Source organism: Pseudomonas sp. Irchel s3a10 (assembly GCF_900187525.1).
In the GTDB taxonomy this organism is placed as follows: Bacteria; Pseudomonadota; Gammaproteobacteria; order Pseudomonadales; family Pseudomonadaceae; genus Aquipseudomonas; species Aquipseudomonas koreensis_G.
In genome coordinates, this window is record NZ_FYDR01000002.1 from 413,016 (window position 1) to 430,398 (window position 17,383).

General features: G+C 59.1%; 17 protein-coding genes. 11 read left to right on the plus strand and 6 right to left on the minus strand.

All coding sequences use genetic code 11. The features are described 5' to 3' along the window. Window positions 1-76: 76 nt before the first annotated feature. Window positions 77-532, minus strand: coding sequence for a DUF721 domain-containing protein (locus tag CKW11_RS07360; protein WP_095137024.1), 456 nt, complete (start codon window positions 530-532; stop codon window positions 77-79). Window positions 533-839: 307 nt separating this feature from the next. Here CKW11_RS07360 and secA point away from each other — a divergent pair, with 307 nt between their 5' ends. From secA to CKW11_RS07380, 4 genes are all read left to right on the plus strand, one after another. Further along, on the plus strand, window positions 840-3,575 hold the full coding sequence (secA, locus tag CKW11_RS07365; protein ID WP_095137025.1) for a preprotein translocase subunit SecA: 2,736 nt from the start codon (window positions 840-842) through the stop codon (window positions 3,573-3,575). 122 nt (window positions 3,576-3,697) lie between these two features. Further along, on the plus strand, window positions 3,698-4,915 hold the full coding sequence (gene argJ, locus CKW11_RS07370; protein ID WP_095137026.1) for a bifunctional glutamate N-acetyltransferase/amino-acid acetyltransferase ArgJ: 1,218 nt from the start codon (window positions 3,698-3,700) through the stop codon (window positions 4,913-4,915). A 160-nt stretch (window positions 4,916-5,075) separates the two neighbouring features. Beyond that, complete coding sequence (locus tag CKW11_RS07375; protein WP_095137027.1) at window positions 5,076-5,708, plus strand: glutathione S-transferase family protein; 633 nt, start codon at window positions 5,076-5,078, stop codon at window positions 5,706-5,708. Next, window positions 5,705-6,649, plus strand: a complete 945-nt coding sequence (locus tag CKW11_RS07380) for a Nudix family hydrolase (protein ID WP_095137028.1) — start codon at window positions 5,705-5,707, stop codon at window positions 6,647-6,649. Before CKW11_RS07375 ends, CKW11_RS07380 begins: the two co-directional genes overlap by 4 nt. Before the next feature lie 123 nt (window positions 6,650-6,772). Here CKW11_RS07380 and CKW11_RS07385 read toward each other — a convergent pair whose 3' ends face one another. Genes CKW11_RS07385 through CKW11_RS07395 form a run of 3 tightly spaced genes read right to left on the minus strand, consistent with a single transcriptional unit; the run spans window position 6,773 to window position 10,360 of the window. Further along, entirely contained in the window at window positions 6,773-7,357 is a 585-nt protein-coding gene (locus tag CKW11_RS07385; RefSeq protein ID WP_027612526.1) for a cob(I)yrinic acid a,c-diamide adenosyltransferase, read from the minus strand. A gap of 3 nt (window positions 7,358-7,360) precedes the next feature. Beyond that, entirely contained in the window at window positions 7,361-9,397 is a 2,037-nt protein-coding gene (locus CKW11_RS07390) for a HAMP domain-containing sensor histidine kinase (RefSeq protein ID WP_095137029.1), read from the minus strand. A gap of 45 nt (window positions 9,398-9,442) precedes the next feature. After that, on the minus strand, window positions 9,443-10,360 hold the full coding sequence (locus tag CKW11_RS07395) for a putative 2-dehydropantoate 2-reductase (protein WP_095137030.1): 918 nt from the start codon (window positions 10,358-10,360) through the stop codon (window positions 9,443-9,445). 140 nt (window positions 10,361-10,500) lie between these two features. Here CKW11_RS07395 and CKW11_RS07400 point away from each other — a divergent pair, with 140 nt between their 5' ends. Then, window positions 10,501-10,986, plus strand: coding sequence for a YajQ family cyclic di-GMP-binding protein (locus CKW11_RS07400; protein WP_003227548.1), 486 nt, complete (start codon window positions 10,501-10,503; stop codon window positions 10,984-10,986). A gap of 150 nt (window positions 10,987-11,136) precedes the next feature. After that, window positions 11,137-11,979 (plus strand): mechanosensitive ion channel family protein, encoded by an 843-nt coding sequence (locus CKW11_RS07405; RefSeq protein ID WP_041068538.1) that lies wholly within the window; start codon window positions 11,137-11,139, stop codon window positions 11,977-11,979. A 119-nt stretch (window positions 11,980-12,098) separates the two neighbouring features. Here the strand turns inward: CKW11_RS07405 and CKW11_RS07410 are convergent, their stop codons facing one another. After that, the gene (locus tag CKW11_RS07410) at window positions 12,099-13,448 is read right to left on the minus strand and encodes an OprD family porin (RefSeq protein WP_095137031.1); all 1,350 of its coding nucleotides are present in this window, start codon (window positions 13,446-13,448) and stop codon (window positions 12,099-12,101) included. 893 nt (window positions 13,449-14,341) lie between these two features. Here CKW11_RS07410 and CKW11_RS07415 point away from each other — a divergent pair. Continuing rightward, window positions 14,342-14,767, plus strand: a complete 426-nt coding sequence (locus CKW11_RS07415; RefSeq protein WP_095137032.1) for an HIT domain-containing protein — start codon at window positions 14,342-14,344, stop codon at window positions 14,765-14,767. 3 nt (window positions 14,768-14,770) lie between these two features. After that, window positions 14,771-14,977 (plus strand): SlyX family protein, encoded by a 207-nt coding sequence (locus CKW11_RS07420; RefSeq protein WP_007962092.1) that lies wholly within the window; start codon window positions 14,771-14,773, stop codon window positions 14,975-14,977. Window positions 14,978-15,049: 72 nt separating this feature from the next. Here the strand turns inward: CKW11_RS07420 and CKW11_RS28980 are convergent, their stop codons facing one another. Continuing rightward, a complete protein-coding gene (locus CKW11_RS28980; protein WP_027612531.1) occupies window positions 15,050-15,652 on the minus strand; it encodes a cold-shock protein in 603 nt (200 codons plus the stop codon). A 311-nt stretch (window positions 15,653-15,963) separates the two neighbouring features. Between CKW11_RS28980 and CKW11_RS07430 the strand changes: the two genes are divergently transcribed. From CKW11_RS07430 to CKW11_RS07440, 3 genes are all read left to right on the plus strand, one after another. After that, window positions 15,964-16,434 (plus strand): Dps family protein, encoded by a 471-nt coding sequence (locus CKW11_RS07430; protein WP_007912745.1) that lies wholly within the window; start codon window positions 15,964-15,966, stop codon window positions 16,432-16,434. Window positions 16,435-16,620: 186 nt separating this feature from the next. Beyond that, window positions 16,621-16,956: a ribbon-helix-helix domain-containing protein gene (locus tag CKW11_RS07435; RefSeq protein WP_095137033.1), complete on the plus strand. Its 336-nt coding sequence runs from the start codon at window positions 16,621-16,623 to the stop codon at window positions 16,954-16,956. Between the two features lie 133 nt (window positions 16,957-17,089). Next, window positions 17,090-17,311, plus strand: a complete 222-nt coding sequence (locus CKW11_RS07440; protein WP_003227532.1) for an FmdB family zinc ribbon protein — start codon at window positions 17,090-17,092, stop codon at window positions 17,309-17,311. Window positions 17,312-17,383: the final 72 nt, after the last annotated feature.

Below are 17,383 nucleotides of genomic sequence, written 5' to 3' on the forward strand. Positions count from 1 at the left end.
TAATGTTGACTGAAAGGACGCCTTCGCGAGCAAGCCCGCTCCCACATTGGATAAGCGTCAGTTTTCTGGATTGAGATCAGGATTTGTCTTTGGCGTGCGCCGCCAGACGCTCAAGCGCCGCGCGCAGGCCTGGATCGCTGATCCCGTCTGCCGTGGACTGGATGGTTGCCGCTGCATTACTCGACAGGTCCATCGTGTGCCCGACAGCCCCAGGCTGGACGATCGGTGGTCGCACAGTGAATTTGATTCGCGTCAGGTTGGCGAACTCTTCGAACAGCTGCAGTTGCCGTTGCAGGCGTTTTTGCTGGTAGCGCAGGCGTGTGGCCCAATGGCCGTCGGTGACCACCAGTGACAGTTCGCCTTCACGCCACTTGGCGACATGGCAATGCGCGCGGGCAGCGGGTTGCAACTGGCTTTCGAGCAGGCGTTGCAGATGAGCGAGGCGTTGGGCATGACCGAGAATGGCTTTGAGCGGCTTGGCTTCGCGTAGCAGAACGGCGGGCGCTCTGGCTGTAAGGGGGCGAAATGCCATGATCGAACACCTGAAGTAACAGAAGCGCCATGGTAGCAGAAAGCAACGGAACCACTCGCCCATTGCTTTTGTCCCTGCTTTGCTCATTAAATCAACGACTAACTTCTTTCCCGTATGGGTTGAAGTTGAGCAAAACGCCCCTATTTTAAGTGAGCCCCGTCAAAGCGCAGTGCCAGCATCGTGGAATATCGCCACTTTCCTCACCACCGTTTCCGGGTAGAATGCTCGTTCGCATGCGGCCATGAGGGCTGCACGGGCGACTCACGGGGCCGCCCTCCATCCCTTTAGTGTGGAAGATCCTGCCGATATGTTTGCGCCTTTGTTAAAGAAACTTTTTGGAAGCAAGAACGAGCGTGAAGTCAAACGCATGCTCAAGACGGTGCAGCTCGTCAATGCCTTCGAAGAGCAAATGGTGGCCCTTTCGGACGATCAATTGCGTGCCAAGACCAACGAGTTCAAGGCCCGTATCGCCAAAGGGGAATCCCTCGACAAGCTGTTGCCTGAAGCCTTCGCGGTCGCCCGTGAAGCGGGCAAGCGCGTCATGGGCATGCGCCACTTCGACGTTCAGTTGATCGGCGGCATGACCTTGCATGAAGGCATGATTGCCGAAATGCGTACCGGTGAGGGTAAAACCCTCGTGGCAACCCTGGGTGTTTACCTCAACGCGCTGTCCGGCAAGGGCGTGCACGTTGTAACCGTGAACGACTACCTGGCCCGCCGTGACGCCAACTGGATGCGTCCGCTGTATGAATTCCTCGGCCTGACCGTCGGCGTCGTGACGCCGTTCCAGCCGCCGGAAGAGAAGCGCGCCGCCTATGCTGCCGACATCACCTACGGTACCAACAACGAATTCGGTTTCGACTACCTGCGCGACAACATGGCGTTCAGCATGGAAGAAAAATTCCAGCGCGAACTCAATTTTGCCGTGATCGACGAAGTCGACTCCATCCTCATCGACGAAGCCCGTACCCCGCTGATCATTTCCGGTCAGGCCGAGGACAGTTCCAAGCTGTACATGGAGATCAACAAACTGATCCCGCAGCTGGAACTGCACGTCGAAGAAGTCGAAGGCCAGGTCACCAAGGCCGGTCACTACACCATCGACGAGAAGACCCGTCAGGTCGAACTCAACGAAGCCGGTCACCAGTACATCGAAGAAATGCTCACCGGCGTCGGCCTGCTGGCCGAAGGCGAGAGCCTGTACTCGGCGCATAACCTGGGCCTGCTGACCCACGTCTATTCGGGTCTGCGTGCGCACAAACTGTTCCACCGCAACGTCGAATACATCGTGCAGGACGGTCAGGTCGTACTGGTCGACGAACACACCGGTCGTACCATGCCGGGTCGTCGTCTGTCCGAAGGCCTGCATCAGGCCATCGAAGCCAAGGAAGGTCTGAACATCCAGGCCGAGAGCCAGACTCTGGCTTCGACCACGTTCCAGAACTACTTCCGTCTGTACACCAAGCTGTCCGGCATGACCGGTACTGCTGACACCGAAGCGTTCGAATTCCACCAGATCTATGGCCTGCAGGTCATGGTCATTCCGCCGAACAAACCGTTGGCGCGCAAGGACTACAACGACCTGGTGTTCCTGACCGCCGAAGAGAAATACGCGGCGATCATCAACGACATCAAGGAAGGCATGGCCCAAGGCCGTCCGATCCTGGTGGGCACCGCGACCATCGAAACTTCCGAGCACGTGTCCAACCTGCTCAACAAGGAAGGCATCGAGCACAAGGTGCTGAACGCCAAGTTCCACGAAAAAGAAGCCGAGATCATCGCGCAAGCCGGTCGTCCGGGCGCCCTGACCATCGCTACCAACATGGCCGGTCGTGGTACCGACATCCTGTTGGGCGGTAACTGGGAAGTGGAAGTTGCGGCGCTGGAAAACCCGAGCCCCGAGCAGATCGCCCAGATCAAGGCCGACTGGCAGAAGCGTCACCAGCAAGTGCTGGAGTCCGGCGGTCTGCAGGTGATTGCCTCCGAGCGTCACGAATCCCGTCGTATCGACAACCAGTTGCGTGGCCGTGCCGGTCGTCAGGGCGATGCCGGTTCCAGCCGCTTCTACCTGTCGCTGGAAGACAGCCTGATGCGCATCTTCGCCTCTGACCGGGTGAAGAACTTCATGAAAGCCCTGGGCATGCAGCCGGGCGAAGCGATCGAGCACCGCATGGTGACCAACGCGATCGAGAAGGCGCAGCGCAAGGTGGAAGGTCGTAACTTCGACATCCGTAAACAACTGCTCGAGTTCGACGACGTCAACAACGAACAGCGTAAAGTGATCTATCACATGCGTAACACGTTGCTGGCCGCCGACAACATCGGTGAAACCATCGCCGATTTCCGTCAGGACGTGCTCAACGCCACCGTCAGCGCGCACATTCCGCCGCAATCGCTGCCAGAGCAGTGGGATGTTGCCGGTCTGGAAGCGTCCATTGCCAGCGACTTCGGGGTGAAACTGCCGATCCAGCAATGGCTCGACGAAGACGATCACCTGTACGAAGAGACCCTGCGCGAGAAGCTGATGGTCGAGCTGATGGTGGCGTACAACGAGAAAGAAGATCAGGCCGGTGCCGAAGCACTGCGCTCGTTCGAGAAGCAGATCGTTCTGCGCGTGCTGGACGACCTGTGGAAAGACCACCTGTCGACCATGGATCACCTGCGTCACGGTATCCACCTGCGTGGCTACGCCCAGAAGAACCCGAAGCAGGAATACAAGCGCGAGTCGTTCACACTGTTCTCCGAGCTGCTGGATTCGATCAAGCGCGACTCGATCCGTGTGCTGTCGCACGTTCAGGTGCGCCGCGAAGATCCGGAAGCCGAAGAGCAACGCCTGCGTGAGGAAGCCGAAGCACTGGCCGCGCGCATGCAGTTCGAACACGCCGAGGCCCCTGGTCTGGAGCAGCCGGAAGTGCTGGGTGAAGAGGTCGATGTAGCCCTCGCCACCGCGCCGGTTCGCAACGAGCAGAAGCTGGGTCGCAACGAACTGTGCTACTGCGGTTCGGGCAAGAAATTCAAGCATTGCCACGGGCAGATCCAGTAACTCCCGTTTCAATCGCTGAAATACCCGCGCCGCGACCGGCTCCTGCCGTCGCGGCGTTTTGCCATTTACACCACCGCCATCCCTGTGAGCGGTGCTGACATCATTGAGTAAGGAGCGCATTCATGGCTGTTGGTCTTGGTCCTTTGCCAACGTTGCACCCGGTTGCCGGTTTTGAACTCGGTATCGCCTCGGCCGGCATCAAGCGCCCCGGGCGCAAGGATGTGGTAGTGATGCGCTGTGCCGAAGGTTCGACCGTGGCCGGTGTGTTCACGTTGAACGCCTTTTGCGCCGCGCCGGTGATCCTGGCGAAAAAACGCGTGCACAACGACGTGCGTTACCTGCTGACCAACACCGGCAACGCCAACGCCGGTACCGGTGAGCCAGGCTTGGCGGCTGCCGAGCGCACCACCGCCAAACTGGCCGAGCTGACCGGTGTCGATGCCAGCCAGATCCTGCCGTACTCCACCGGCGTGATCGGTGAGCCGCTGCCGGTCGAGAAAATCGAAGGCGCGCTGCAAGCCGCACTGGATGATCTGTCGGAAAACAATTGGGAAGCCGCCGCCACCGGCATCATGACCACCGACACCCTGCCCAAGGGTGCCAGCCGCCAGTTCCAGCATGACGGCGTGACCATCACCGTCACCGGTATCAGCAAGGGCGCGGGCATGATCCGCCCGAACATGGCGACCATGCTCGGCTACATCGCCACCGACGCCAAAGTCTCCCGCGACGTGCTGCACAACCTGATGCTCGACGGTGCGAACAAGTCGTTCAACCGCATCACCATCGACGGCGACACCTCGACCAACGACTGCTGCATGCTGATTGCCACCGGCAAGGCTGCGCTGCCGGAAATCACCCGTGCCGAAGGCGAGCTGTTCAACAAGCTGAAACAGGCGGTGTTCGAAGTGTGCATGGACGTGGCCCAGGCCATCGTGCGTGACGGCGAAGGCGCGACCAAGTTCGTGACTGTTGAAGTCAACGGCGGCGGCAATCATCAGGAATGCCTCGACGTCGGTTACACCGTGGCCCACTCGCCGCTGATCAAGACCGCGCTGTTCGCCTCCGACCCGAACTGGGGCCGTATTCTGGCGGCTGTCGGCCGTGCCGGCGTGCCGGATCTGGATGTGAGCAAGATCGACGTGTTCCTCGGCGACGTGTGCATCGCCAGCCGTGGCGCGCGCGCAGCGACCTACACTGAGGCACAGGGTTCGGCGGTGATGCAGCAGGAAGAGATCACCATCCGCATCGAACTGGGTCGCGGCGACTGCAGCGAAACCATCTGGACCACCGACCTGTCGCATGAGTACGTGAAGATCAACGCCGAATACCGCACCTGATTTAATCTGAGACCGAGTCGCCGCCATCGCGAGCAGGCTCACTCCTACAGTAGATTAGTGAACGACACGGATCCCCTGTAGGAGTGAGCCTGCTCGCGATGGCGACTAATCAGGCACCAAGAATTCCAGCCTGATCCTCCTGACGAAAAGGCGCCACACCATGTCCCTGCACCTGATCATCGGCGACAAACTGCTTTCCTCCTGGTCCCTGCGCGCTGCCCTGGCGCTGGAGCTGACCGGCGCACCCTACAGCGAAGAACTGATCAAACTCGGCAAGCCCGACACCCGCGAGAAGCTGCTCAAGCATTCGCCGACCGCCAAGGTGCCGCTGTTGCAAACTTCTCGCGGCACCATCGCCGACTCTCTGGCGATCGCCGAATACCTGGCCGAACAGTTCCCGTCCGAACAGCTCTGGCCAGCCGACCTGTTCGCCCGTGCCCAGGCGCGATCGGCCTGCGCGCAGATGCACAGTGGCTTCTTCGCCATGCGCAATCACATGCCGTTCAACCTGAGCCACGACGCACCGCTCAGCCCGGTGCCGCCGGAAGTGAAGGTCGATATCGAACGCATGCTCGCGCTGTGGGCTGAATGCCGTGCTGCCGCCACGGAGCCTGGGCCGTATCTGTTTGGCCGGGTGAGCCTGGCCGATGCGTTCTTCGCCCCGATTGCCGTGCGCCTGCGTACCTACCAGGTGCCGCTGTCGGCGATTGATCAAGCCTATGTTGAAACCGTCTACCAATGGCCGGCCTTCAAGGCGTGGCAAAAGGCTGGACTGGAGGAGTTGAATCCGTGAAACGCGTACACGTCGCGGCTGCCGTCATTCGGGACGACAGCGGCAAAATCCTGATCGCCCGCCGTGCCGATACCCAGCATCAGGGCGGCCTGTGGGAATTTCCCGGCGGCAAGGTCGAGGCTGACGAATCGGTCGAAAGCGCCCTGGCTCGCGAGCTTCAGGAAGAGCTGGGCATTGTTGTTGGCGCCGCGCGTCCGCTGATCAAGGTTCGCCACGATTACCCGGACAAGCAGGTGTTGCTGGATGTCTGGGAAGTGTCGAGCTTCAGCGGTGAACCGCATGGCGCCGAAGGCCAGCCATTGGCCTGGGTGACCGCCAAGGATCTGCTGAGCTACGAGTTTCCGGCCGCCAATCAGCCGATCGTTGCCGCCGCGCGCCTGCCTGGCGAATACCTGATCACCCCGGAAGATCTGGAAGCCCCGGCCTTGCTGCGCGGCATTCAGAAGGCGATTGCCGGCGGGATCAAACTGATCCAGCTGCGCGCGCCGAACGGTTATGACCCCAAATACCGCGATCTGGCGGTGGATGCAGCCGGTCTGTGTGCCGGCAAGGCGCAGTTGATGATCAAGGGGCCGTTCGAATGGCTCGGCGATTTCCCGTCGGCCGGCTGGCATATCACTGCCGCACAACTGCGCAAATACGCCGAAGCAGGGCGGCCGTTGCCGGCCGAGCGCTGGTTGGCGGCTTCGTGCCACAACGCCGAAGAGCTGGAATTGGCCGAGCAGATGGGGGTGGATTTCGTCACCCTGTCGCCGGTTCAACCAACCTTGACCCACCCGGATGCGCAGCCATTGGGCTGGGAGCAGGCTTCGACGTTGATCGAGGGCTTCAGCAAGCCGGTGTTCTTGCTCGGCGGGGTCGGCCCGGCGGAGCGCGAGAAAGCGTGGGGCGTTGGGGCTCAGGGTGTGGCAGGGATTCGCGCATTCTGGCCAGAAGCTTGATTATGTTGTGAGGCTGATGGCCTCTTCGCGAGCAAGCCCGCTCCCACATTTGACTGCATTCCAACTGGATGAATGCAATCAACTGTGGGAGCGGGCTTGCTCGCGAAGGCGTCCTTACAGGCGCTATATATCTGAAGGCTTCGCCGCCGGTTGCCACAAGATCTCTGCAATTCCCTGCCGCCGCGCAATCAACCTTGCGGCCACAAACAACAGATCCGACAGCCGATTGATATACGCCAACCCAACCCCGGCCAACGGCTCGATTGCATTCAAGTGCTGACAACGGCGCTCGGCACTGCGCGCCAGACTGCGGCACACATGGGCCTGGGCAATCAGCATCGAACCGCCCGGCAGAATGAAATTCTCCAGCGGCCCCAATTCCTCGTTCCATACATCAATCGCCGCTTCCAGACGCTCGATTTCTGCCGTGTTCAGCGCCTGATACTCCGGCATCGCCAGCTCACCGCCAAGATCAAACAGACGATGCTGACAAGGCGCGAGCACGTCGATCAGTTCATTCAATCCCGGGAATGCCTCACGTTCGGCGATCAACCCGGCCAGCAGCACACCGACCTGACTGTTCAGCGTATCGACTTCGCCAATCGCTTCGATGCGCGGGTGATCCTTGGGCACGCGGCGGCCATCGCCCAGGCCGGTTTCGCCTGTGTCACCGGTGCGGGTGTAGATCTTCGACAAGCGAAAGCCCATGGGTTACCTCGGTAGTTGATTGGTTTCGGCGGCGATGGCCGCCGGTTGGGTCAGTGGCAGGCGCAAGGTGAAGCAGGTGCCCTGGCCCGGCGCGGATTGCACTTCCATCTGCCCTTTGTGGTTGTTGGTGATGATGAAGTACGACACCGACAGCCCCAGCCCTGTGCCTTGGCCGATTTCCTTGGTGGTGAAGAACGGCTCGAAAGTACGTTTGCGCACGTTCTCGCTCATGCCGATGCCGTTGTCTTCGACCTGAATCTCGGCCCATGGCGGATTGAGCTTGGTGCGCAGGATGATCCGCCCCGGCTCGCTGTCATCTTCGCGCTGATGAATGGCTTGTGCGGCGTTTTTCAGCAGGTTGAGCAGCACTTGTTCCAGTTCGTTGGCGGTGCCCGGCACCGGGCCGAGCGCCGGGTCGAACTGGCGGATGATCGCCTGGCCCTTGAAGTCGAAACCGATTGCCAGATCGAAGTCGTTACCGGCAATTTCCACCGCCTGATCAATCAGCGCCGGCAGATCGCAGGGGGCCATTTGCCTAGTGCTGCGGCGGCTGAAACTGAGCATGTGCGTGACGATTTTTGCCGCCCGCGCGCCGGCCTGCTGGATGCCGTCGAGCAGTTTCGGCACTTCGCGGCTTTGCAGGTAACGGTTGACCGTGTCCAGTTCGATGCCGAGCTGTTCAGCGGTTTCGAGGTTCTTCGGCAGATCTGCCGACAGCCGCCGCCGAATGTTCTGCACGTTGTGCAAAATCGCGCCGAGCGGGTTGTTGATCTCATGGGCCATGCCGGCGGCGAGGCCACCCACCGAGAGCATCTTCTCCGACTGCACCATCATTTCTTCCAGCGACAGGCGCTGAGTGATGTCGTCGATGCGGATCACCACACCGCGCCCGGCACCGCCCATCAGCGGGTAGAACGTCAGGGCGTAATGCTTGGGTTCGTCATCCTTGAACCAGGTCACCCGCTCGATCTTCGCCACCGTGTGCTCTTCCACGGTCTGCTTGAGTTGTGGCAGAAACGGCTTGAGCGGTTCGAAGGCGAGGAAGATCGGCTGGTTCAACGCTTCATCCAGGCGCGTTCCGGAAAGGGCGCTGGCCTCCTGGTTCCACTGGGTCACGTAGAGCTGTTCATCGAGGGCGATCAGCGCCGAGGGCATGGAGTCGATGATGCTGTTGAGGTAGTTCTGGAAGCCGGTGAGCTTCTTCTCGATCTTGCTCCGCACCTGGACTTCCAGCTCCAGCTTGCGGTTGGTGTGACGGGTTTCTTCGGCCAGCCCTTGGGCCTGATCGTAGGCGGCTTGTGAGTCATCGCGGGCACGCTTGAGCTGCTGTTCGCGGGCTTCGATGCGCGAGAGCATGGTGTTGAACGCCTCGGCGAGGCTGCCGATTTCATCGTGGTTGCCGCGTGAGGCGCGCAGGGCATAGTTCTCTTCACGGGTGACCTGACGCGACAGCTCTTCCAGTTCATGGATCGGCCGCGTGATCAGGCGTTTGATCTGTCGCGCAATCACCAGCCACAGCAGCACACTGAAAATCAGGATGCCGAGACTGGCAGTCAGGGTGCCGGTGTAGAACGCCATCGGCAGTTCGCTGCTGGCGACCAGCAGCAAGTGCCCAGGCGCGGTGCCGGGGCGGGGCAGGGTGATCAACTGGTTGCTGCGAAACTCGGTGAGTTGCCAGGCTTCGACGTGTCGATAACGTTCCGGCAGATTGAGCTTGTCGCCACGCTGCACCTGAGCGAGACGGTCACCCTTGCCGTCATACAGCGCTGCTGCGCGCAGCGGCGAATAACTGTCGAGCTCCTTGAGCAGGCGTTCGGCGCTTTGTGGCGACTCGAGGGCTTGCGCGACCAGGCTCGGGTTGGAGATCAGCCGGCCGATGGTCTGCAGGGCTTGCGGCGCCATGCTTTCCTGGGAGATGTAATAGGCGGCGCTGATAAAGGTCAGGTTGGCGACCAATAGCACAGTGGTCAATAACACCAGCAGGGCGGCCAGCAGTTTCTGGCCGACCGGCAGGTTTTCAAGGCGCTGGCGCAATGGCATCAGGTTTATCGCAGCAAAGGAACAAGTGGCCAGCGTAGCCGCTGCTCAGTCGCTGGGCAATCCAAGGCTGTGCAGATGGCCGACCAGACGCTGCTGCAATTGAGTGAGGTGCGGCAGGTTGAGTTGATGACGGGTGGCGACTTTGCAGGCGTGGCCCAGCAGGTAGCTGATTTCGGTACGGCGGCGGTTGGCCACGTCCTGATACATCGACGAGTAATTGGCTGCTGTGGCGTGGATCACCCGTTCGACTTCCTGCTGCAGATTGAGCGCGGCTGCCGGTTGACCGCAACGCTCCAGCAATTCGACAAGTTCCGCGCACAGCGTGGCGACTTCGCATTGATGCTGCTCAAGCCCGCCGTTACGGCAATCGTGGAGCACGGTCAGCGGATTGATCGCGCAATTGAGTGCCAGCTTGCGCCACAGCCGGGTGAGGATGTCGGTGCTCCATTCGTGGGGAATGTTCGCCGCTTGCAGGTCGTCCAGCCAGATCGGCGCCACCGGATGGCCGGCATCGCCCAGCCAGGTGAAACCGTGGCCGGCAAACACCACGCGCCAGTCGCCGTCGCGGAACGCGCCTTCGGTGCTGGAGGCGCTGATGCAGCGTGCCTGCGGAACGCGTGCCGCCACCGCGTCCTGACTGCCGAGGCCGTTCTGCAGGAGGATCAGCTCGGCATCTGCGCTCAGGCGCGGGGCGAGGCGGGCGACGGCGCTTTCGGCGTCATAGGCCTTGCAGGCGACCAGCAGGCGGCGGATCGGCTCCGGGTCGTCGGCCGTTTGCGCGGGGACGGCATAGGTAGTGGCTGCGCCGTGTTCGACCAGTGTCAGACCGCCGGCCGCCTGATAGCTGCGCAAGCGCTCGGCATCACGCACGATCAGCCGCACCGGCAGACCGGCCCGAGCCAGGCGCGTGGCCCACAGGGTGCCGAGGCTGCCGGCGCCGAGAATGTGCCAGGGGGTGGACATCAGTTTTTCACTCGGTAAGGTACTGGCATGCAAGGCTCGCCGTATCGGTGGGAAAAGACCCGTTATAATGAGCCGGATTTTAACCGCAAGCCAAGCGCGCTCCCTCCTGATCGAGCGCGCCTTTTTATTGGAGAGATTACATGCCGTCGTTCGACGTGGTATCCGAACTGGACAAACACGAGCTGACCAACGCGGTCGAGAACGCCGTGAAGGAGCTCGATCGTCGTTATGACCTGAAAGGCAAAGGCAGCTTCGAGTTCAAGGAAAAGGATCTGACCGTCAATCTGACCGCTGAAGCCGGGTTCCAGCTGGAAGCGATGATCGAGATCCTGAAGCTGGCCCTGACCAAGCGCAAGATCGATGTGCAGTGCCTTGAAGTCAAAGACGCTTACGCCTCGGGCAAGCTGATGAAGCAGGACGCGATCCTCAAGGAAGGCATCGACAAGGAGCTGGCGAAGAAAATCGTCGCGCACATCAAGGACGCCAAGCTCAAGGTGCAGGCCGCCATTCAGGGCGAGCAGGTACGTGTGACCGGCAAGAAGCGCGATGACCTGCAGGAAGCCATTGCGGCCCTGCGCGCCAAGGAATTCGGCATGCCACTGCAGTTCAACAACTTCCGCGACTAAGTCCGGTCAGATGGCTGTGGGAGCGGGCTTGCTCGCGAAAGCGCTGTGTCAGGCAACTCATTGTTGAATGACACAGCGCTTTCGCGAGCAAGCCCGCTCCCACTTTTTATATGTGTACAGCCCGGGTAGCCGGAAATCAGGAGATGGAAGATGGATTTGAATGCTGAGGTAGACAACCTGGTCAAGGCGTCCCAGGCGTGGATTCCGATGATCATGGAATACGGCAGCCGCGTGCTGCTGGCGGTGATTACCCTGGCGATCGGCTGGTGGTTGATCAACAAGGTCACGCAAAAACTCGGCGGTCTGCTGGCCCTGCGCAATGCCGACCTGGCGCTGCAAGGTTTTATCAGCAGCCTGGCGAACATCATCCTCAAGGTGCTGCTGATCGTCAGCGTCGCTTCGATGATCGGTGTGGAAACCACCTCGTTCGTAGCTGCGATCGGTGCGGCTGGTCTGGCGATCGGCCTGGCATTGCAGGGTAGCCTGGCGAACTTCGCCGGCGGCGTGCTGATTCTGCTGTTCCGTCCATTCCGCATCGGTGACTGGATCGAAGCGCAAGGCGTGGCGGGAACTGTCGACAGCATCCAGATTTTCCACACCGTGCTGCGTACCGGTGACAACAAGACCATCATCGTCCCGAACGGCAATCTGTCGAACGGCATCATCACCAACACCAACCGTCAGCCAACCCGCAAAGTGGTGTTTGACGTGGGTGTGGATTACGAAGCGGACCTGCAGAAAGCCCGTCAGGTGCTGCTGGATCTGGCCAAGGATGAGCGCGTGTTGCAGGACCCTGCACCACAAGCGGTCATTTCGACGTTGGGTGACAGTTCGATCACTGTTTCTCTGCGTGTCTGGGTTAAAACTGCAGACTACTGGGACGTGATGTTCATGTTTAACGAACAGTCGCGTGATCGTTTAAAGACTGCCGGTATTGATATTCCGTTTCCGCAGCGGGTGATTCGAGTGGTTCAGGAAACAGCTACACAATGATAGGTTGCTAATTAAATGCCTGACTTGTTGGTCAGGCATTTATTACAAGTGACAGGCAATAAAAAAGGCCCATCCGAAGATGGGCCTTTTTGTTGTTGGAGCAAACTAAACGTAGTCGATTACAAGATCGACAGCGGGTAGTCGACGATCAGGCGGAACTCGTTGACATCGCCTTCAGCCTGGTCGGTGTTGCCACGGTGGAATGCTTGACGAACACGGAAGGACAGGTCTTTGGCTGGGCCGGACTGAACTACGTACTTGGCTTCCAGGTTGGTTTCGTGATGCTTGCCATCTTCGCCGTAACCGTACGAACGGTAAGGGCTGTCAGCAGCCATTTTATCGCCGTCGATGTCCCAGCCTTTCACGTAACGGGCCATGAAGCTCAGGCCTGGAACGCCGTACTCGGCCATTTTCAGGTCATAACGAATCTGTGCAGATTTTTCGTTCGGACCGTTGAAGTCGGAGTACTGGATGGAGTTGGCCAGGAAGATCGAGTCGCCACCACGGTTGTTGTCACCCACGCCGACGTAGTCGAACGGCGTATCACCATTGACCTTCTGGAAGGCCAGAGTCACGGTGTGTGCTTTCAGGAACGAGAGCGCAGTCGCCAGGGAGAACGTGGTGTTGCTGATGTCGCCGGCTTTGGAATCGCCAGTGTCAGTGGTGCGATAGATGTTGAAATCGGTGTTGAGCGAAGTGTCACCACTGATCGGGGTGGTGAGGTTCACGTTGCTGTAGTACTGATTCCAGATGTCCTTGAACTTCGAACCGTACAGCGAGACGCTCAGGTTGTCGGTGATGCCGTATTTACCACCGGCGAAGTCCATGGTTTTGCCAGTGACAGGGTCATCGGAGGTACTGGAGTACTGCGAGTGCAGTTCACCGCTGCTGTTCATCTCGTCCTGGCTGGAGGCCGAGTAGAAGTGGCCTGCTTCCAGATCCAGATTCTGGATTTCGCTGCTCTGCAGTTGGAAACCGGTAGCAGTCTGAGGAATCAGACGGGAGCCGCCGACGGCGAAGACTGGAGCGGTGCTTGGCTGGAACTCACCGAATTTCAGCTCGGTCTTGGAGATGCGGGCCTTGATCGCTGCGCCTGCTTTACCAAGGGAGTCGTGTGCGTGGCCTTGGGAGTCCAGGCTGGTGTTGCCCGAACCAGTGGTGCCGTCGCCGCCATCCAGTTTGATGCCCAGGTAACCGAATGCATCAACACCCACACCCACGGTGCCTTGGGTGTAACCGGAGCTGAAGTTGCTCAGGAAACCCTGGGTCCAGTCTTTCTGGTCATTGGAGGTGGTGTTCTTCTTGTCGCGGTTGAAGTAATAGTTGCGCAGCAACACATCAAACTTCGCGTCTTCAACAAAACCTTTCGCTTCGGCTTGGTCACTAACGAAAGGTGCGGCCGTAGCCACTTGAGTACTGGCGGCTGCAGCAACTGCCAGTGCGATCATGCTCCACTTCATCACGCGCATCGTGATTTGCTCCTTTGGTTTTAGAAGAGTACTGCCGTCCCACCTGTTTTATTATCTGGGCGGCTCTTTCTTTTTGTGTCGGCGCAAACTTATATCACGCCGACAATGTTGGCGATACTTGCACATACAACCTTTCGTGTTCTTTACGACGACGTCGCAAACAGCTGGGTTGATGTCGCAAATTCACGTTACCCATGCAGCCGGGCTGACAACTTTATCGCTGTTTCTGGGCCTTTTTGCATCGGTAAAAAAGAGTCCCTGGCAAAACACTTGAATCTCCATTGGGGCAACCCTGCCACCGTGTTTGGTTGGTCTCAAGCTGCCACTTCCGGTGGTGCGCTTATAGACCATGTGTGTCTCAATGCAACAAGCGTGCACAAAGTGCAGGGTTGCTACGTTTATTTTTCTGAACACCTGTCTGTAGCCGTAAAAACCGCATAAAAGCGGGGGTTCAAGCCCTTTTGTATCAGGGGCTTGACGCACACCTTTGCATCGTGTTGTCACGTTCGCGCAGGGGCGTGACAACCAAAAACGTTACCGGTTCACCCCGCCAGTGAGTATTTGGCGGATGCCCGACGCACTGAGCGTAGACGCACTGTGTGGTTTTGGTGCAAAAAATTTACAGGCTGTACCGGATTCATACAGCTGCGGTGCTTCTGCTGTCAGGTGATTCAGGCTGTTCGGGTATTTGCTCGTGTTCGAAGCCGGCCCTGGCACCGCAATGGTGCGCAATCGTTTTAAATGTCTCTTGTCAGGGCCGTGGTGGCCTGACCCGGTACTGCATCGTGAAGCCTGATGCATTCGCAGGTATGCTGCCTGCCTGTCGCTTGGTGCGTTACCCGTCGGGGATGGGCGCTAAGCTGAATTGTGTAGATCAGCCGGGAGTGCACGCAGTGTTTGCTTTAGATTCAAGACTTCAACAGGACACCCTGCCCATCGGTGACTTCCCGCTCTGCAGGCTGCTGCTGTCCAACGATGCCAATTACCCGTGGTTCATCCTGGTACCGCGCCGCGACGATATCAGCGAGTTGTTTCAATTGGATGTCGCCGACCAGCAGCAGTTGTGGCAGGAAACCACGGCGCTGGCCGAGTTGCTCAAGGATCTGTTCGACGCTGACAAAATGAACGTCGCGACGCTGGGCAACGTTGTCAGCCAGTTGCATATGCATGTGATCGTGCGCAAGCGTGACGACGCGGCATGGCCGGCGCCGGTCTGGGGCAAACACCCGGCCAAACCCTACAGCGCCGAGCAGGTAGCGGCCATTCGTGAGCGGCTGCGTGTGGTGCTGACCGAACACTTCACGTTTCTGGAGGGTTGAACCATGAACCTTGAAGAACGCGTTACCGATCTGGAAAGCCGTCTGGCTTTTCAGGATGACACCATTCAGGCGCTGAACGACGAGTTGGTGGCGCAGCAGCGGGTGATCGAGCGCCTGCAGTTGCAAATGGCAGCGCTGCTCAAGCGTCAGGAAGAGATGGTCGGGCAGTTCGATTCGTTCGAGGAAGAGGCGCCACCACCGCATTACTGATGCCAACACGTTTATGCAGGCGTAAAAAAACCGCGAGCAGTCTGGCTGCTCGCGGTTTTTTATTGCCTTGGATCAGCGACGCGGCAGGGCGGCGATCACGTCCTCGGCTTGCAGGCCTTTGTCCCGGTTCATCACCGAGAACTCCACGCGCTGGCCTTCGACCAGTACGCGGTGGCCTTCGCCACGGATTGCACGAAAGTGCACGAAAATATCATCGCCGGAATCCCGGGAGATGAAGCCGAAGCCTTTGGACGTGTTGAACCACTTGACGGTACCGGTATCGCGGTTGCTCATGTCATAGGTAGTCGGTGCGGCGGCCGGTGAAGACTTGTAGAAGCTGATGGCCAGATGCAGGACCACAGCAACCAGGGCAATCACCAGGCTGAACAGCACAGCCGGTTGACCGGCGATGACAGGCATCGGTGCGATCAGGGTCAGGGTTTGCAGGACGACAGTCAGCACGAGAAGAGCGCTGACCAGATTTTGCAGATGCTGGCGCGGGCCTTTGTTCCAGTAAGGAATCACTGGAGCGATGACCAGGTTCAGCAGGCCGAAAAAGGCCAGGTAAAGTGCATCGGGTTGTTGCAGGTAAGGAACGGCTTCGGATTTCAAGCTAGGTATGAACGACAGCAGCAAGGCCGCTGCGCCCATTAGCAGGTGGACGATTTTCAACATTTTGATTGGCTCACGTTATGACGGCTCACAAGGAAGAGCTGAAGGCGCACGGTTCGCTTCGGAAACAATAAAGAGGCGTTGGACACGTGCCCGGCATCAGCCTATGCGCGACACCCCCGAAAAATGGGGCGTAGCGACACACTGCCTATTTAACAGCAAAGCCTGCAGCTACTCAAATTACCCCGGCCAGCGGCACGTGCCCGGTCGATTTGTCGCATGGCGAGTGAAGATTGCCGGCTGCGAGGTGGCGGCTGCCTTGCTAGAGTGGGTCTGCACCTGTTGGATGAATTCAATCGCCTTAGGGGGTAAACATGGCAATCGATATCGGTATCAGTGAAGAAGACCGCAAGTCCATCGTCGAGGGGCTGTCGCGGCTGCTGTCGGACACCTACGTGCTGTACCTGAAAACCCATAACTTCCACTGGAACGTCACCGGTCCGATGTTCAGGACCCTGCATCTGATGTTCGAAGAACAATACAACGAGCTGGCGCTGGCGGTGGATCTGATCGCCGAGCGTATCCGTGCTCTGGGTTTTCCTGCGCCGGGTGCCTATGCGACTTACGCGCGTCTCTCCTCTATTAAAGAAGAAGTCGGGGTGCCAAGTGCCGAGGACATGATCAAGCAGTTGGTCGACGGCCAGGAAGCGGTCACTCGCACCGCTCGCGGCATCTTCCCGCTGTTGGACAAGGTCAGTGACGAGCCGACGGCCGACTTGTTGACCCAGCGTATGCAAGTGCATGAGAAGACTGCGTGGATGCTGCGCGCGTTGCTCGAGGCCTGATAATGCGGTGCGCGGACTTCCGCAGGTGTGGATGTCCGCGTGCTGTTGCAAATCTTACTGAACATGTCGGCTTATCCTACGTTGCTGGGCAACTAGTCATCTGGCGCTGACTTTGCGTCTGCGTTTTTATGAAGGCACAGGATGTTGTCTTTATAAAAGCAGCGATGACAAAGGAGTGTCAGCGATATGGTAGAGGGAGACAGGCGATGCGAGCATCTCGGTTCGCAACGGGAAATGAAGGTCGATCCGTTCGTCAGCGATTTCGATTTTGAGCTGATCCGGCCGCTGGCCAGGTCAGTGCGTTTGAACGGCTTTGCCACTTGCTTGAGGCTTGAGCAGGTTTACTGGAACATTCTTGGTGACATGGCCGGGCACAACGGCTGTTCGGTCAGCACGCTGCTGTCACATGTGGACCGCGAAGTGCACCTGCGCCACGGCGGGGTGAAAAACTTCAGTGGTCTGGTAAGGGTGGTGTGCGTGATGAATGGCCTGCGCGATACCCCGGCGGTCGTCATGCCCTGAACGGGCAATACTTGAAATGACGTGGCGGGCTGTGCAGTCTTACGGCTGCACAGCCCGCATTTAATGGATATAATCCCGCTCTTTCGCCGCAAAGCCCTGCGCGCGGTGGCAATCTGATCGCCGAGACACCCCCATGCCGATGTACGATTATCAATGTGCTTCCTGTGGTCATCAGTTGGAAGCCATTCAAAAGATCAGCGAGGCACCGCTGGTCGACTGCCCTGCCTGTCAGGCGCCAGAGCTCAAGAAACAGCTGTCCATGCCGGGTTTTCGCCTCAGCGGCAGCGGTTGGTACGAAACCGATTTCAAGACCGGAGCCAAGAAGAATCTGGCCGGTGGCGACAAATCTGACTAGGGTTCAAACCCAGGTCGAACGACACGCGTGAGATTCCGCAGTGCTTGAGTGCGACGGGATCTCCACCGAATT

Excerpts from the sequence above, each read along its gene's own strand:
- CKW11_RS28980 (WP_027612531.1), bottom strand. The coding sequence starts at position 15,652 with ATGTTGAAAATCGTCCACCTGCTAATGGGCGCAGCGGCCTTGCTGCTG.
- CKW11_RS07360 (WP_095137024.1), bottom strand. The coding sequence starts at position 532 with ATGGCATTTCGCCCCCTTACAGCCAGAGCGCCCGCCGTTCTGCTACGC.
- CKW11_RS07395 (WP_095137030.1), bottom strand. The coding sequence starts at position 10,360 with ATGTCCACCCCCTGGCACATTCTCGGCGCCGGCAGCCTCGGCACCCTG.
- CKW11_RS07430 (WP_007912745.1), top strand. The coding sequence starts at position 15,964 with ATGGCAATCGATATCGGTATCAGTGAAGAAGACCGCAAGTCCATCGTC.
- CKW11_RS07375 (WP_095137027.1), top strand. The coding sequence starts at position 5,076 with ATGTCCCTGCACCTGATCATCGGCGACAAACTGCTTTCCTCCTGGTCC.
- argJ (WP_095137026.1), top strand. The coding sequence starts at position 3,698 with ATGGCTGTTGGTCTTGGTCCTTTGCCAACGTTGCACCCGGTTGCCGGT.
- CKW11_RS07420 (WP_007962092.1), top strand. The coding sequence starts at position 14,771 with ATGAACCTTGAAGAACGCGTTACCGATCTGGAAAGCCGTCTGGCTTTT.
- CKW11_RS07385 (WP_027612526.1), bottom strand. The coding sequence starts at position 7,357 with ATGGGCTTTCGCTTGTCGAAGATCTACACCCGCACCGGTGACACAGGC.
- CKW11_RS07405 (WP_041068538.1), top strand. The coding sequence starts at position 11,137 with ATGGATTTGAATGCTGAGGTAGACAACCTGGTCAAGGCGTCCCAGGCG.
- CKW11_RS07390 (WP_095137029.1), bottom strand. The coding sequence starts at position 9,397 with ATGCCATTGCGCCAGCGCCTTGAAAACCTGCCGGTCGGCCAGAAACTG.
- secA (WP_095137025.1), top strand. The coding sequence starts at position 840 with ATGTTTGCGCCTTTGTTAAAGAAACTTTTTGGAAGCAAGAACGAGCGT.
- CKW11_RS07435 (WP_095137033.1), top strand. The coding sequence starts at position 16,621 with ATGGTAGAGGGAGACAGGCGATGCGAGCATCTCGGTTCGCAACGGGAA.
- CKW11_RS07400 (WP_003227548.1), top strand. The coding sequence starts at position 10,501 with ATGCCGTCGTTCGACGTGGTATCCGAACTGGACAAACACGAGCTGACC.
- CKW11_RS07440 (WP_003227532.1), top strand. The coding sequence starts at position 17,090 with ATGCCGATGTACGATTATCAATGTGCTTCCTGTGGTCATCAGTTGGAA.
- CKW11_RS07410 (WP_095137031.1), bottom strand. The coding sequence starts at position 13,448 with ATGCGCGTGATGAAGTGGAGCATGATCGCACTGGCAGTTGCTGCAGCC.